The sequence below is a fragment of the Streptomyces sp. NPDC004031 genome (genome assembly GCF_053604375.1).
This window is the reverse complement of record NZ_JBSGHL010000073.1, coordinates 1-14,785: the sequence shown is the minus strand read 5'-3', so window position 1 is coordinate 14,785 and position 14,785 is coordinate 1. Positions and strand designations below refer to the sequence as shown.

Below are 14,785 nucleotides of genomic sequence, written 5' to 3'. Positions count from 1 at the left end.
ACCCCCAACTCTTCGGTTCGGCTTGGAAAACCCGTCCGGCTCTATTAACGTTCGATAACGCAGCGCGGTCGTCACTGCCGCCGACAGGCGGCACCGTGCGCTTGCCGAATCCCGTCCGCGGGAACCGGGGACCCGCCCTTCCGTCACCACGGAAGGGGTCCAATGGGGTGAATCGGGGGGCCGTCAGGCCGTCCGTAGGAGACCTTCCTGCTCCGAACCCGTCAGCTAACCCGGTAGGCGAGAAGGAAGGAAAGGAGTGCGCCCCCGTGGCGTCCAACCAGCCTGCCTACGCTCCGACTCCGGTGGCAGAACCGACCGGACAGTGGCACTTCGGAGAGCCCGGCGAGCGCTTCTCGCCCGACGGCCCCGGTGCTTTCCCCGGCGTCCCCGTCGCTCCCGTCACCCCCGAAGTCCCCTCTTACCAGGGCTTCCCCGGCTCCGCCGAACCGCTCCCGGCAGCCGTCGCAGTCCCCGCCCCCGAGGCCCCCGCGCCGGCCGGCTCCCCCCGGCCCGACGCCGACGGCCTCCCGGGCGACGGCCCGCGCAGCCAGCCGCGCCTGCCCCGGCAGCGCGGCGGGCTCCCGGGACTGGGCGGCGGCCTGGGTGCCGGTCTGAGCGGCGCGGCGAGCGTCGGTTCCGCCGTGCTCGGCATGGCGGCGATGGCCGCGGTCGGCGCGGGCGGCGTCGCCGCCGCAGCCGAGCCCCCCGCCGCCGCCGCGCCGATAGCGGCTCCGGACCTGCCGGCCGTGCCCGCGGCTCCCGCCGCCCCGGCCGCGGTTCCCGTCGTCGCCCCCGCCCCCGCCGTGCCGCTGCCGGACGTGGCGGTCGGCACCCCGTCGTACGACCCCGCCGCCGTCACCCGGGCGGCGACCGAGGCCCCCGCCGCGCCGCGCACCGCCGAGGCCGAGGACGCCCCGTGCGCCGAGGCCGCCGCGGAGGCCGCCGACCCCGGCGAGGCGCTGTGCAGCCGCATCATCGCCCAGGTCACCCAGCAGCGCGCGGACGCCGAGCGCCGCGCCCGCGAGGCCGTGGAGCGGGTCGCCGCGGAGCAGGCGGCCAAGGAGGCCGCGGCCCGCAAGGTGCGCGAGCAGGCCGCCGCGGCGAAGGCCGAGGCAGAGGCGAAGGCCAAGGCCGCCGCCGAGGCCGCCGCGCAGGCGGAGGCGGAGCGGCTGGCGAAGCTCGCCGCCTCCTACGTCAAGCCGGTCGCCTCGTACACGCTCACCAACGCCTTCGGCGAGTCGAGCAACATGTGGGCCACGCACACCGGCCAGGACTTCGCCGCCCCCACCGGCACCCCGGTGCACGCCGTCCACACCGGCACGGTCACCTCGGCCGGCTGGGCGGGCTCGTACGGCTACCGGGTCGTGCTGCGGCTCGACGACGGCACCGAGCTCTGGTACTGCCACCTGTCGACGATGGTCGCCACCGGCGGCCGCGTCACCACGGGCGACACCATCGGCCGGGTCGGCGCGACCGGCAATGTGCCGGGCCCGCATCTGCACCTCGAAGTACGCCCCGGCGGCGGCGCACCGGTCGACCCGGTGCCGTGGCTGCACGGCCACGACGTCGCCGTCTGAAATCCGGCGCGAAACACCACGCCGAAACGCACGCACGTACGGATATCCGCGCATAAACTAGGCGCACGGGCATAGGCTCGGAGGTATCGGAGGGCGGGCACCCGTCCTGCCCCCGACACCACCACCGGCGGCGTCCGGCGCGCATGACGCGGAAGCACCACGCGGAAGCACTACGCTGAGACGGACCGCGCAAGCGGATCGCGGAAGCAGACGCGGAAGCGGCCGCGGACGCACGACGGAAACACCGCAGGAGTACGGTCACGGCACGGGCTCGGCGCCCGCTCCCGGCCCCCAGGAGCCGCCGCGGCCCCGGCGTTCACCCCCCCCGACGCCGGGGCCGTCGGCATCTCCAGCCCACGGCCCGGCATCGTCCCCGCGGCCGCTGCTCCGGCCCGCCGACCGTACGGTCAGCTGCCCGCGCCGCCGCCCGCCGTCGCCCCGCCGTCCGCGGCGGCCCGCTCTCGTCCGCCGCTGCCGTCCTCCGCCTCTGCCCCTGTCCCTGCCTCCGCCTCTGCTTCTGCGGTCGCGGTCGCGAAACCCGCCGCGAGGCCGACGAGGGCGACGAGGTCGGCCCGGTCGGTGACGCCGTCCAGGGCGCGGTACTCGACGGCGGCGAGGATCGCCATCCGCTCGTTCAGCCCCCACTGCGGGTAGGGGTCGGACGCGAGCAGGTCCGCGGCCAGGACCGGCAGCGGGCGGCCCGCCGCGTGCCCGCGGTGGATGACCTCCCGCAGGTCCAGCAGGTAGTCGGCGTAGCGCCGTACGTCCGCGGGCGTCATCACCGGCCCGTGCCCCGGTACGACGATCCGCGGGTCGCACTCCAGGATGCGCGCGCACGCGGCGTGCACCGACTCCAGCGGCCCCGCCCAGTGCACCGGGTGGTCCTCGTTGAAGACGACGTCACCCGCGCACACCACACCCTCCTCCGGCAGGTGCACGATCAGGTCGCCCGCGGTGTGCGCGGGCCCCACCTCGATGAGCCGCACCGCCACCCCGTCGACGTCCAGGTCCAGTTCGCCGCTGAAGGTGCGGTTCGGGTGCAGCGGCGTGACCCCGCCGAAGTCGCCGTAGCGCGCGAAGTGCCGCCGCATGTACGCCCCGATGGGCGTGGCCAGGTCGGCGGCCGCGACCAGCCCGGCCAGCACGGCGGGCTCCGGCTCGGCGCACAGGTGCTCGCCGTTGGCGTCGGTGGCGACGACGTCGGCGCCCGGGAAGAGCCCGTTGCCGTACGAGTGGTCGCCGTTGCCGTGGGTGTTGACGACGGTACGGACCAGGTAACCGTCCCCGCCCGCGCCGCCGTCGCCGAGCCCGGCGACGAGCCGCTGGAGCTGCCGGGTCATGTCGGCGGTGTACGGGGTGTCGACCAGCAGCGCGGTGCCCGGACCCGGGCCCGTACCCCGCCCGGTGACCACGACGCAGTTGGCCATGCCCCACGTTGCGTGGCCGTCCGGGAGCCAGGCGTGGACATGGGGGGTCAGCGACCGCAGCGCATGCGGAAGAGGGAAGCTCATGGGGCCCAATTGTGCGGCCCAGCAGGGCTTTTCGCCGTATCGGCGGCCGTACGGGCGCGTACCGCCGCCACCTTCTCCTCCGTCTTCCCGGCAGCCCCCGCCGCCCCGCCCGCATCCGCGGCGATGAAACGGCGCCCACCGCCCGCCAGGCCCTCCGGATCGACGGGCACGGTGGCCGGCGCGGTGAGGGCCGGGCCGTGCCGCGGCTCCTCGCCCTGGTCGAAGAGGACGAACATCAGCCGCCCGCCCGGCACCCCGAACGGCCCCGCCGTGCACAGCGTCACCCACCCCGGCCCCAGCTCGGCGTGCACCAGCGGCAGCGCGCTCTCCGCCCGCGGCCCTATGTACTCGCCCGTCGGCGCCTCCAGGAAGGGCGCGACGACCGGGTCGCGCATGGCGTCCGCGTGCAGCTGCGCCAGCGGCCGGTCGTGCGGGTTGGCCACCAGCGCGGCCCGCAGCTGCGGCACCAGCCGCGGCAGCCAGCTCTCCGCCCAGTCCCCGAGGACCTCCCTCGCCTCCGGGTCCAGCAGCATCCAGCGCATCGTGTTGCCCGGCACCTCACGGCGCGGGAAGAGCCGCGCGAAAGCGGCGTTGTACGCGACGACGTCCCAGGCCGCGTCGTTGACGTACGCCATCTCGTGCGAGCCGCGCAGCACCCGCTCCCAGGGGCTCGGCACGGCCCTGCCCAGCTCCGGATCCAGCCGGTAGGCGGGCGGCACCCCCGTCGCGTACAGGACCAGCGCCTCCCACTCGTGGTCCGACAGGCGCAGGATCCGTGCGACGGGCTCCAGCAGCTCCGCCTCGATCGCGGCGAGCCGCCCCCGCTCCACGTACCCGTACTTGTGCTCCGGCCAGCCCAGCAGCCGCGTCATGTGCTCGTGCGTCAGGCCGGTCACCTTGCGCCCGCGCGGGTCGGCGCGCGGCGCGAGACCGAACTCGCCCGGGTCGACCCGCGCCCTGGCCCGTGCGAGCAGCGTCTGCATCGCCTCGCGGTCGCGCACCGACCTCACGGCTCCCTTCCGGCCCGCACGCCGGCCGGCGACCCTCACAGGTCCCGCGGATCGACCTCCCGGGCAAGCTTGTACCCCGCCTCGAACCGGCTTCCCGCGCCCAGCCGTTCCATGAGCGCGGCCACCACCGACTGTACGTCCGCAGAGGTGATACCCAGCTTTCTGGCGATCCTGTCATCGCTGTAGCCATTGGTCATCAACCGGATCACCGCCCGCTCCCGCTCCCCGAGCTGAGCGTGGTGCGGCCCCGGCGACATCCGCGACAAGGGCGTGCCGCGCCGCCAGTACGACTCGTACACCGCCGCGAAGGACGCCGCCAGCAACTCCCCGCTGACCCGCACCATCGGCGGCTCCTCCGCCCCCGACGCCACCACCCGCGCCGCCAGGCACACGGTGTGCCGGTCGAAGACCATCAGATCGTGCGGCAGGTGGTCCAACACCCGCACACTCACCCCGGCGTCCGACACCTGCCGCAGCCACGACGCCTTCTCCGGCACCGCCAGCAGCCCCCGCGGATACATCGCCCGCACCCGCACCCCCCGCCCCGACATCGCCGCCGCGGCCTCCACCTCCGCCTGCCCCGGCCCCCCCACCAGCATCCCGTCGGCGGTCTCCACCACCGACCCCGCCATCTCCCCCAGCAGGTCCTCGTAGTCCTCCCCCGTGGCCCGCGGATACTCCTCCACGACCAGCCGCTCCGCCCGCCCCCCTACATCCCACCGAAACACCGACCCCGACCCCGACCCCGGTCTCGAACCCGACCCCCGCCCACCCCCGTACCAGACCTCCGACCCGACCTCTGGCTCCACGGCCCCACCCTTCCCACTCACCCCGCCTGACGCCATCCACCCGCCACAACCCCGCCCACGCCGAGCGCGCGGAAGCCGTGCCGTCGTCTGTCGCCCCGTCAGATACAGAGTGTTACAGGGGTGTCACGCGTTTTCCAGGCCGAATCCGTCGAGGAAAAGAACGGCCGAATAGCGTGGTATTCGGGTCTTTCCCGGTCGAAAGCTGCCAACTGACCTCGGGGTGGCCGCCGCCCCGAGCCGGGCAGCGGCCTACTCCTGCCGGAAGACCTCAGGGCCGCCTCGGAGCGTGCGGACGAACTCGCGCCAGTGCGTAGGGGAGAAGGTCAGCACAGGGCCTTCGGGGTCCTTGGAGTCGCGCACTCGCACAGCTTCCGGGGCGCACGAGACTTCGACGCAGTTGCCACCCCCGCCGTTGCTGTAACTGCTCTTGTGCCACTCGCCGCGTCTGCGGTCTTCCATCAGGCCAGTCCTCGGATCGTCGCTTCGATCAGTTCGATGGATCGCTGCGGGCTCAACGAAAGTGCCCGCAGGTTGTCGAACGCCCTGGTGTAAGGCCCGATGTCCTCCGGGCGTTCGAGATAGACGGCGTCGGTCACCCCGTCCCGGAAGACCACGTCCGGATCCTCCTGTTCGGGAAACCCTAGAACTGTGAAGGGCCCCGTGGCTGGGTAGCTTCCCGCATCGAACGGCAGGACCTGCACGGTGACGTTGGCCAAGGCGGTCGTTTCCAGTATGCGGTGGAGTTGGGCCCGCATGACATGGCTGCCTCCGACCGTGTGCCGCAGCACGGCTTCGTGGATCACTGCCCACAGATCCGGCGGCTGAGCGGCGGTAAGGAGCGCCTGGCGTTCCAGGCGTACGGCGACAATCCGTTCGGTGTCCTCGTCGGTGCGGTTGATGGTTGCTCTCAACAGCTCACGGGCGTAGTCGGCGGTCTGGAGCAGTCCGGGTACGAACTCGCTCTCATAGGTGCGGAGGCTGGAGGCCGCCTGCTCGAGTCCTACGTAGACCGAAAACCATGCAGGTACTGCATCGCCGTGGGCGTGCCACCAGCCTCGGGTCTTCGAGTCCTTCGCAAGTCCCATGAGGAGGAGACGAAGCTCGTCGTCGGTGCCGTAGTGGCGACAGAGGGCATCGATGTCCGACGGTTGCACACGGCCCTGCCCGGTTTCCATGCGATTGACCTTGGACCCGCTCCAGTCCAGGGCCTCGCCGACCTGGGCGCATGTGAGCCCGTGCTCCTCGCGGAGCTTCTTGAGTTCGATCGCCAGCCGACGCCGACGAGCAGTGGGTGAACCGGCCATCTCTCCATGCCTCTCCGGGCGTTGTGGTGAGTCAGTCTTGCGGGGCTCAGAGCCTGTCACAAGCCGTGAATCCCTTCGTGCGAATCCCGTCGTGCATATTGCATGACGCCGCGTCAGCTGTCACGCTCGTGCGAGTAGGCACGCAACGTGCCCGACTGAGTGCCCTATGTGTCGAAACCGAGGAGTCTGATGCCATGCTCGCCGACCTGACCAGCGGAGATATCCGTCACCGCTTCTTGCTCCCCTTCAAAGCCGACGCCTGTGCCATCGCGACGCTTCGTGAAGCGGCTGACGCACAACTCGCCGCGTGGGGTCTGTCTGCCCTGACCGATGGCGTCACGCTCGCGGTCTCCGAGCTCGCCACGAACGTCATCTGCCACGTGGGTCCCGGCGCACCCGCAGTGCTGTTTCTCGAAGTGACGCGCGACCGCCTGAGGGTGGAGGTGCATGACACGAGCCGCACTCACCCAACTCGGAGTGTCGTCGGCGGGGATGGCGAGACTGGCCGCGGCCTCGCTCTTGTCGCGGCTGTCTCGGGTGGCTGGACAGCGGTTCCGACCCCTGGTGGTAAGGCCGTCCGCTGCGACTTCGCGGTAGGCAACGCCCACCGACTCCGCTTCGGTCCTCGCGTCGAGCGGGCTGCGCGCGTCATCGACGGCTATCGCCTCCACTCCTCCGGCGTGGAGGCTCCCCTCGTCGCCCACCGTGCGGTTTCCGACACGCTGGCCATCAGCTTGTTCACTGACCTGTTCCACTGGATCAGGGCCAACGGCAGCGACCCGGACGACATCGTCGATCACGCGCAGACTTGCTTCGAGGCAGAGGCAGCTGAGGTCCAGGAGCCCGTCCTGCCACCGGTACGGAACCCGCCGGGACCAGCAACGGCACACGCTGGGCGATGACCTCGCCCGAGGCGCGGATCAGCGCCATCTGTGCCGAATTCCTGCATGATTCCGCGGCGTTCGCAGGCTGGAGCGACTCGTCGTCCCTGCGCTACCTCCTGGCCGTGGCGAGGTCCTTCGGTGTGCTGACCGAGGTGGACGCCTTCCACGTCTTTGATGAGGACGATCGTGACCTCGTCCTTGTCTCGGTGGAGCTTCGACCGGGGGTGTTCGCTCACGCGGAGCCCGTACCGTGGCAGGAGATGCGCCCGCTATTCGGTACGGATGGCGCCAGCGCTATCTCGGACGTTCTCGCGCGCCTCGGCGAGATCTCCGGCCATGTGAGGGCGTCCCATGGCGACGGCGAACGTGTCAGCGCTTGTCCGTCAGCTGGCAGCGATCGCTGAATACGTCCACACGTCTGCCGGCATGCGGTGGCGGAGTTCCCAGACGATGCCCATGGGCTTGCTGCCCCGGGATTCGACGAACTCCGCCGGGCCGAGGAGCATCCACGGTTGCGGGCCGCCGATGTCCGTGTGCTTGAAGCGCCGGACGAACAGCAGGACGTGGGAGCCGCGGTCGCGGTGCGTGCGGTAGCGGATGCCCGTCGCCGAGGTGTCGGACGTCGTGCTCTGGCTCTCCCAGTGGAAACGGGTCTCGCTCATCGCGAAGTCGCGGTAGCGCGTCTGTGGGGAGAAGTCCTTCGCGTCCTTTTCGAGGGTCACGAACAGGGCGTCCGTCGCGATGTTAGGACACCATCTGACGCCCTCTCGGAAGTTGTTCGGCGTGTAACCGCCCAGGGCCGTCTGACCGAGCGAGGTGAGAATCTCCTCGCGGTTGTACGAGCCGTACACGGACAGCGGGAGCCCGACGTGGTCGCCGAGGAGGGGGACGGGCGCGTGCTCCGTGTGGGCGAGGTTGTACGCCAGCAACTGTCGCACCTCGTCGCGGAAGCACCGCTGCACGGACAGGGACCGGAGGGCCGCGCCGTATCCGGCGAAGCCGCCACCGCTGGGCCAGAGCGAGAAGACCAGCATGCGGGCGTATGCCTGAAGCTGGGGGTCGAGGGTGTCGTAGTCCGGTGCGTCGTCGGCGAGGAGCTGCGTATAGGCCTCGATCCGTACCGGGTCGTCGACATGGTGGAACGCGGGCGTGCGCTTCAGGAGTTGCCCCTCCCCGGGAGGGGCGTCGTCGGGGAGCATGCGGGCGCGACGGAGGAGGCCCGTCCAGGAGTTGCCGCCGCGGTAGATCTGCCGCAGGTCGCGGCCGCTCTCCTTGAGATACTCGGCCAGGGTCGGCCGGGCGTAGTCGGCAATCTCCTTGGCCAACTGCGGCGCGTTGATGCCGATGCGGTCCCTGATGTTCTTGAGGATGCGCTCCTTCGCCTTGCGTTCCAGGATGATCTGGCACCCTGAGGGCAGCTGAGGGAAATCCTGTTCTACGCTGGCCGCGAGTCGGCTCCTGCGAAGGTTGGTCAGCGCGCTGAACTGCGCCTCGAAGTTGAATTCGGCGCGGTGTTGTCCGATGAAGTCGAGAATCGTGAGGACGGCCTTGCCCTCGGTTCTCCGCAAACCGCGGCCGAGTTGCTGGAGGAAGACGGTGGCGCTCGACGTCGGGCGCAGCAGGAGAAGGGTGTCGACATCCGGGATGTCCAGCCCCTCATTGAGCAGGTCAACAGAGAAGATCACGTGAAGTTCGCCTGCTGCCAGTTGCGCCAGCGCGTCCCGCCGGTCCTGCCGCGGGGTCTCGCCCGACAGAGCCACGGCCTTCAGATTTGCCTCGCGGAAACAGGCCGCCATGTAGCGGGCGTGCTCAACGGAGACGCAGAATCCCAAGGCGCGCATGGCGGTGGGATCAGCTATTTTGTCCCGCACGGCCCGCAGGACGAGTCGTGCGTGCGCGGTGTCGCCGGTGAGGATCTTGCTCAGTTCCGTTGCGTCGTAGCCCTGGGAGTTTCGTCGCCAGGTAATGCCGGTGAGGTCCGTGGTGTCGGTGACGCCGAAGTAGTGGAAGGGACTGAGAAGGTCGTTCTCCAGTGCCTCCCAAAGGCGCATCTCGGCGGCGATCCTGCCGTCGAAGAACTCGTCCTGAACACTGGGCCCCTGCATCCGTTCAGGCGTGGCGGTAAGGCCCAGGAGTTCGATGGGTGTGAAGTGCTCGATGATGCGACGGTAGGTTTTCGCCGTTGCGTGATGGAATTCATCGATCACGATGACATCGAAGTGGTGGGGGTCAATGGCTTGCAGCCGTTCGGCGTTGAGCGACTGGACGCTGGCGAAGACATGCTTCCAGTCCCTCGGGATGTCCCCGGTGTGCAGCGCCTCCCCGAGGTTGGCGTCGCCCACGACCTCCTGGTACGTGCGCATCGACTGCTCCAGGATCTCCCGCCGGTGCGCCACGAAGAGTAGCCGCAGGTCCCGCCCGAGACTCTTCTGAAGCGACCGGAAGTCGAGAGCCGCCATGACGGTTTTCCCGGTACCGGTCGCGGCTACCAGCAGGTTCCGATGCCGATCGTGCACTGTGCGTTCAACCTCAAGCCGCTCCAGCATCTCCCGCTGATACGGGTACGGCCGCACCTCAAGGCCGGAGAGCTTCAGCGCCGGACGACCACCCGACAGACCACCGGCCGCGATACCGAGCGCTCGTGTGAGGCGGTCCCCGTCGCGAACCGGGTCGTAGGACTCGAAGGCCGGTTCGCTCCAGTAGGAGTCGAAGGTGGCCTCGAACTTTCGCATCACTGCTGGGGTGGCCACCGAGGACAGCCGTACGTTCCACTCCAGCCCGTCGATGAGCGCGGTCCGCGACAGGTTGGAACTGCCCACGTACGCCGTGTCGAACCCGGTCCTGCGGTGGAAGAGCCACGCCTTGGCGTGCAGCCGAGTGCTTCTCGTCTCGTAGTTGACCTTGACTTCGGCTCCGAACTCCTGGACCAGGCGGTCAAGAGCACGGCGTTCCGTGGCGCCGATGTACGTCGTCGTGATGACTCTGATCCGCACCCCACGCTCGCGAGCGGTTCTGAGTTGCTCCTCGAGAACCCGCAGGCCGTGCCACTTCACGAAGGCGCAGAGCAGATCGATGCTGTCGGCAGTCGCCATCTCCGCACGCAACTCGAAACCGAGGTTCGGGTCCTCCGGAGAGTTGGTGATGAGCGCCGTCTCGGAGAGCGGCGTTGCCGGGCGATGGATCTCGTAGACGCCGGGAGCTTTCTGCTCGGCAATCGCCAGCAGCTGACGTGGACCGTCCATCACCGTGCTGATCCACTCTTCGGCGCCGGGCAGCGCTCCAAGAGACGCGAGGATCTGGTTGGTTGCCGCCACCTGCTCGTCGGGCGGGAGATCGCGAAGCACCTGCTGGACGGTGGTGCCGACATGCCGTGCGAGCACATGCGCGGAAGACTCCGGACGCACCTGATCATCAACCGCGATCAGCCCGAGGGTGCCCAGCTGGGCCATCCGTTCGGCGAGACCGCGGGTGATCAACTTCTCGTAGATCCCCGTTGCCGGCTCGTCGAGCCCGTCAGTGTCCGTGGTGCCTGCCATCGCACATCCCCCCAGCGTTGCAGAGTCTGGGTCCTTTGTAACAGCAGGCACAGACAAGGCGGCTCAGCGCGGTTCTCCCCGCACCGCGGCGATGACCGAAGCGACGGCGAACCGGGACATCCCCAAGGGTCCCGCTACACCTGCCCGCCCCGTGGCGGCCAGTACGGGGTCGGGGCGGGTTGGGGGTGGGTTGGGGGCCAGGGGGTGTAGGGGCGGGGGGACGGGAAGGGCGGGGGCCAGGGGAGGGGGGTGGAGTGGAGGAGGGCGGGCTGGGCGAGGCGGCGGTGGTGCCAGAGGTGCTGGAGGAGTTCGGACTCGCGGGCGGCGTAGTCGGCGGGTTTGCGGCCGCGGGCGGCGGCGGCGCGGAGGAAGGCCAGGTGGGTGGCGTACGCCGCGTAGTCGCGGACGGCGCGGGCGCCCGCGTCGCCGTAGTGGCGGCGGGCCAGGTCGCGGGCGTCGCCGCGGATGCGCATGGAGGCCAGGGCGACGGGTTCGCGGGGGGCGAGCCAGCCGGCGGCCGCGTAGGCGGCGAGGTGTTCGCGGACGGTGCGGAACTGCGCCGCGCGGGCCCAGAACGTCAGGCCCACGAGCAGGCCGAAGACCGGGATCATCACCGAGACGTAGACGGTCAGGAAGGCCACCGGGGACAGCTGCGAGGAGCCGTTCCACGAGCCGTGCAGCACCATGGCGAGGAGCCAGCCGCCGATCGGGGCGATCCAGCGCAGGGGGCTGCGCGGGCGGCTGGTCGCGGCAATGGCGAAGCCGAGGCCGGTCATCGAGGTGAAGAGCGGGTGCGCGAACGGTGTCATCAGCACCCGGACGATGAAGGTGCCCAGCGTGGTGGAGCTGAGCACGCCGGCGCCCACCGCCTTGTCCTCGCCGAAGGCCGTGCCGAGGTAGAGGATGTTCTCGGTGAAGGCGAAGCCGGTCGCGACGAGGCCCGCGAGCACGATGCCGTCGAGCAGCGACTCGATGAAGCGCCGCCGGAAGAGGTAGAGCAGCAGGATCGCGGCGCCCTTGGCCGTCTCCTCCACGAGCGGGGCGACGAACGTGGCACCCCACTGGTCGGACTGGGTGGGCGTCGCCGACAGGGTGTTCGCGAGGAGTTTGGCGCCGTACTCGTTGGCGAAGAGCGCGACCAGCGTCGCGGCGCACGAGCCCCAGGCGAAGGCGAACACGACGTTCTGCCAGGGGCTGGGCGCGGCGCGGTCCAGCCACAGGAAGCCCGACACCAGCACCGGCACGGGCAGCACCGCGAGCGTGGAGCCCACCACGAACGGCTCGGTCCCTATGTGGTGCCGCACGACCGCGAGGATGACGACCCCGCACACCGCGAGCGCCGTGAACAGCGCGCCGGTGCGGACGGCCCGGCTCTCCCAGAACGGCCGCCGCGGCGCGTAGTGCACCGAGGGGGGCGGGGGCGCCGCGGGATCGTAGGCATGCTCGTACGCCTGCTCGTCGGACGGCCCGCCGGGCACTTCCGGGTCGGGCGGCGAGGACGGGTACGAGTACGTGGCCACGCATCGACAGTACGGGGCGGATGCCCTGCTCCGCGAGGGTATGGCGCAGGTCGCGGCGCCGGTCGCGCGGCGGGGCGGGAGCCGGCGGACCCGCCCCGGAACGTCACACGCGCGTGAAGAGGAGGTCGCGCACGACGTGCCCCTTCGCGAGCCCCTGCCGCTCGAACTTCGTCATCGGCCGGAAGCCGGGCCGCGGGGCGAATCCTTCCGCCGGGTGGGCGTTGGCCAGGCCGGGCGCCGCGCTCAGGACCTCCAGCATCTGCTCGGCGTACGGCTCCCAGTCCGTCGCGCAGTGCACGACCGCGCCGGGCCGCAGCAGCGGCGTGACGAGCGCGAGGAAGGACGGCTGGATCAGCCGCCGCTTGTGGTGCTTGGCCTTGGGCCAGGGGTCGGGGAAGTAGACGCGCAGGCCCGCCAGCGAGGCGGGCGGCAGCATGTCGCGCAGCAGGACGATCGCGTCGCCGTTGGCCACCCTGACATTCGTCAGGTGTGCGCGGTCGGCGAGGGCGAGAAGATTTCCCTGTCCGGGGGTGTGGACGTCGACGGCGAGGATGCCGGTGCCGGGGTCGGCGGCAGCCATCTGCGCGGTCGCGTCACCCATCCCGAAGCCGATCTCCAGCACGACGGGCAGATCGGCGGAGCCGAAGAGCGCGGCGAGGTCCAGCGGACTGCCGTCGAGCTCGACGCCCCACGTGTCCCAGTGCCGGTCGATCGCGGCGGCCTGCGCCTGGGTGATACGGCCGCGGCGCGCGTGGAAGGACCGGATGCGGTGCTCCTCGCGCGAACCGGCCGGATCGGCGGCGGGCCCGTCCGGGAAACGGGCCGCGGACCGGGCCGCCGGGCGACGGGTGTCGGCGGGGGCGGTGTCGGCAGGGGCGGCCGAGGTGACGGGAGCAGCCGCGGAAGCGCGGGAGACAGCGGAAGAGGTGGACACAATGAGTTCGATTCTACGGGAGTACGCCGCAGGTTCCGGTGCTGGTCAGAGCGCCGGGACAGGGACAGGGACCGGGCCGGTGGGCGCGGTGCGCCGGTGGCGGGGTTCCCGGGCGGCGCGCGGGAGGTCAGAGCGCGGCGAGGGCGCGGCGGGCGACCTCGCGGCCGATCGGAAGGGCGGCGGTCGCGGCGGGGGAGGGCGCGTTGAGCACATGCACGAAGGGCGGCGAGCCCGCGAAGCGGAAGTCGTCGACGAGCGTCCCGTCCGGCAGGACGGCCTGGGCCCGTACGCCCGCGGGGGCGGGCCGCAGATCGCCGGGCCGCAGCGCGGGCAGCAGACGGCGGGCATCCGCGGTGAAGGCCCGCTTCGACAGGGAGCGCCGCAGCTCACCCGCCTCCTGCCGCCAGTGGCGGCGGGCGATCCGCCAGGCCCCCGGGTAGCCCACGGTGTCGGCGAGGTCACGCGGCCGCACCGTCCACCGGCGGTAGCCCTCCCGGGCCAGGGCGGGCACGGCGTTCGGGCCCACATGCACCCCGCCGCGGACGTCCCGGGTGAAGTGCACGCCCAGAAAGGGAAAGTCCGGGTCCGGCACGGGGTAGACCAGGCCGCGTACGAGCCCGCGCCGCGCCGGCGCCAGCTCGTAGAACTCACCGCGGAACGGCACGATCCGCAGCCCCGGATCGTCCCCGGCCAGCCGCGCGAGACGGTCGCTGTACAGCCCCGCGCAGTTCACCAGCACCTTGGTGCGCAGGGTCGGCCCGTCCGGTGCCGTGCTGAGCGTCACAGCGCCATCGTCCGTCCGCCCGACCGCGGTGACCCGCAGCCCGTAGCGCAGCACACAGCCCGCGTCCGCGGCCAGCCCCGCGAGCGCGGCGGCGACACCGCCGAAATCGCAGATCCCCGTCGACGCCACATGGATCGCCGCCAGCCCCGCGACCTCCGGCTCGTACTCCGCGATCTGCGCACGCCCCAGCTCCCGCACCGCCAGCCCGTGCTCGCGCCCCCGCTGGACCAGCCCGTGCAACCGCGGCAGCTCCGCCTGCGCCGTCGCCACGATGAGCTTGCCCGTCACCTCGTACGGGACGCGGTGCTCCGCGCAGAAACGCGGCGTCTCCACCGCACCGGCCAACGCGTAACGCGCCTTGAGCGAACCGGGCCGGTAATAGATGCCGCTGTGGATCACCCCGCTGTTGCGCCCCGTCTGATGCAGACCCGGCCCCGCCTCCTTCTCGACGACGGCCACGCGCAGGGCGGGCGCAGCCCGCGTCAAGGCGTAGGCGGTGGACAGGCCCACGACGCCGGCACCGACGACCGTCACGTCGTACGGCTCACCGCGAGCCGCGCTCCTGGGGGACGAGGACACGGTGCCACTCCCTGCGGTTGCTGTATACGGAGGGGGGTGCTGGTGATCAACTTACGCGCTGCGCGCGGCCCCGCGGGCCAAGTCGCCCCACCCTCACCCCTGCCTTGCCGGGCGAGCCTTCCTCGGCCGGCACCGGCCGGCAGCCGCGTCTCCCGCCGGGAGGGGGACGGTGCGGGGTGCGGTTGCCCCGCTGGGCGAGCCGTTCTCCGCCCCCACCGGCGGGACGGCCGCCGACGCTCCTTGGAGGGGGACGGTGCGGGGTGCCCCCGCAGGAATGCGCATCGACTCCGTCGAGGGTGCGGGTGAGGTCGTACGCGCATTCCGAGGAGGTGCCCCG

At 71.4% G+C, this 14,785-nt stretch carries 12 protein-coding genes and 1 riboswitch; of the genes, 3 read left to right on the top strand and 9 right to left on the bottom strand.

Annotated elements, in window-relative coordinates:
- Nucleotides 1–92 precede the first annotated feature (92 nt).
- Nucleotides 93–255: riboswitch (cyclic di-AMP (ydaO/yuaA leader) on the top strand.
- A gap of 47 nt (nt 256–302) precedes the next feature.
- Complete coding sequence (locus tag ACWERV_RS32320) at nt 303–1,577, top strand: M23 family metallopeptidase (protein ID WP_452939927.1); 1,275 nt, start codon at nt 303–305, stop codon at nt 1,575–1,577.
- A 407-nt stretch (nt 1,578–1,984) separates the two neighbouring features.
- On the opposite strand, the gene ACWERV_RS32315 is transcribed toward ACWERV_RS32320, so the two are convergent.
- From ACWERV_RS32315 to ACWERV_RS32295, 5 genes are all read right to left on the bottom strand, one after another.
- Nucleotides 1,985–3,088 (bottom strand): MBL fold metallo-hydrolase, encoded by a 1,104-nt coding sequence (locus ACWERV_RS32315; protein WP_452939924.1) that lies wholly within the window; start codon nt 3,086–3,088, stop codon nt 1,985–1,987.
- Nucleotides 3,085–4,089 carry an MmyB family transcriptional regulator gene (locus ACWERV_RS32310; RefSeq protein ID WP_452939921.1) on the bottom strand — a complete coding sequence of 335 codons (1,005 nt, stop codon included), beginning with the start codon at nt 4,087–4,089 and terminating at the stop codon, nt 3,085–3,087. The genes ACWERV_RS32315 and ACWERV_RS32310 overlap by 4 nt, the downstream gene beginning before the upstream one ends.
- Before the next feature lie 44 nt (nt 4,090–4,133).
- Entirely contained in the window at nt 4,134–4,784 is a 651-nt protein-coding gene (locus ACWERV_RS32305) for a helix-turn-helix transcriptional regulator (RefSeq protein ID WP_398176206.1), read from the bottom strand.
- A gap of 372 nt (nt 4,785–5,156) precedes the next feature.
- Nucleotides 5,157–5,366 (bottom strand): DUF397 domain-containing protein, encoded by a 210-nt coding sequence (locus ACWERV_RS32300; protein ID WP_452939917.1) that lies wholly within the window; start codon nt 5,364–5,366, stop codon nt 5,157–5,159.
- Nucleotides 5,366–6,211 (bottom strand): helix-turn-helix domain-containing protein, encoded by an 846-nt coding sequence (locus ACWERV_RS32295; protein WP_452939914.1) that lies wholly within the window; start codon nt 6,209–6,211, stop codon nt 5,366–5,368. The genes ACWERV_RS32300 and ACWERV_RS32295 overlap by 1 nt, the downstream gene beginning before the upstream one ends.
- A gap of 194 nt (nt 6,212–6,405) precedes the next feature.
- On the opposite strand from ACWERV_RS32295, the gene ACWERV_RS32290 reads away from it, so the two are divergent.
- Both ACWERV_RS32290 and ACWERV_RS32285 read left to right on the top strand, forming a co-directional pair.
- On the top strand, nt 6,406–7,113 hold the full coding sequence (locus ACWERV_RS32290) for an ATP-binding protein (RefSeq protein WP_452939911.1): 708 nt from the start codon (nt 6,406–6,408) through the stop codon (nt 7,111–7,113).
- Nucleotides 7,110–7,499: a hypothetical protein gene (locus ACWERV_RS32285; RefSeq protein WP_452939908.1), complete on the top strand. Its 390-nt coding sequence runs from the start codon at nt 7,110–7,112 to the stop codon at nt 7,497–7,499. Before ACWERV_RS32290 ends, ACWERV_RS32285 begins: the two co-directional genes overlap by 4 nt.
- Here ACWERV_RS32285 and ACWERV_RS32280 read toward each other — a convergent pair.
- The 4 genes from ACWERV_RS32280 to lhgO all read right to left on the bottom strand — a co-directional run bounded on the left by ACWERV_RS32280 (nt 7,479) and on the right by lhgO (nt 14,448).
- A complete protein-coding gene (locus ACWERV_RS32280; RefSeq protein ID WP_452939906.1) occupies nt 7,479–10,631 on the bottom strand; it encodes a DUF3427 domain-containing protein in 3,153 nt (1,050 codons plus the stop codon). The two genes, ACWERV_RS32285 and ACWERV_RS32280, sit on opposite strands and share 21 nt — an antisense overlap.
- Before the next feature lie 134 nt (nt 10,632–10,765).
- The gene (locus tag ACWERV_RS32275) at nt 10,766–12,151 is read right to left on the bottom strand and encodes a PrsW family intramembrane metalloprotease (protein WP_452939903.1); all 1,386 of its coding nucleotides are present in this window, start codon (nt 12,149–12,151) and stop codon (nt 10,766–10,768) included.
- A 103-nt stretch (nt 12,152–12,254) separates the two neighbouring features.
- Nucleotides 12,255–13,085, bottom strand: a complete 831-nt coding sequence (gene trmB, locus ACWERV_RS32270; protein ID WP_452939900.1) for a tRNA (guanosine(46)-N7)-methyltransferase TrmB — start codon at nt 13,083–13,085, stop codon at nt 12,255–12,257.
- A gap of 127 nt (nt 13,086–13,212) precedes the next feature.
- Nucleotides 13,213–14,448 carry an L-2-hydroxyglutarate oxidase gene (lhgO, locus tag ACWERV_RS32265; RefSeq protein ID WP_452939897.1) on the bottom strand — a complete coding sequence of 412 codons (1,236 nt, stop codon included), beginning with the start codon at nt 14,446–14,448 and terminating at the stop codon, nt 13,213–13,215.
- Nucleotides 14,449–14,785 lie beyond the last annotated feature (337 nt).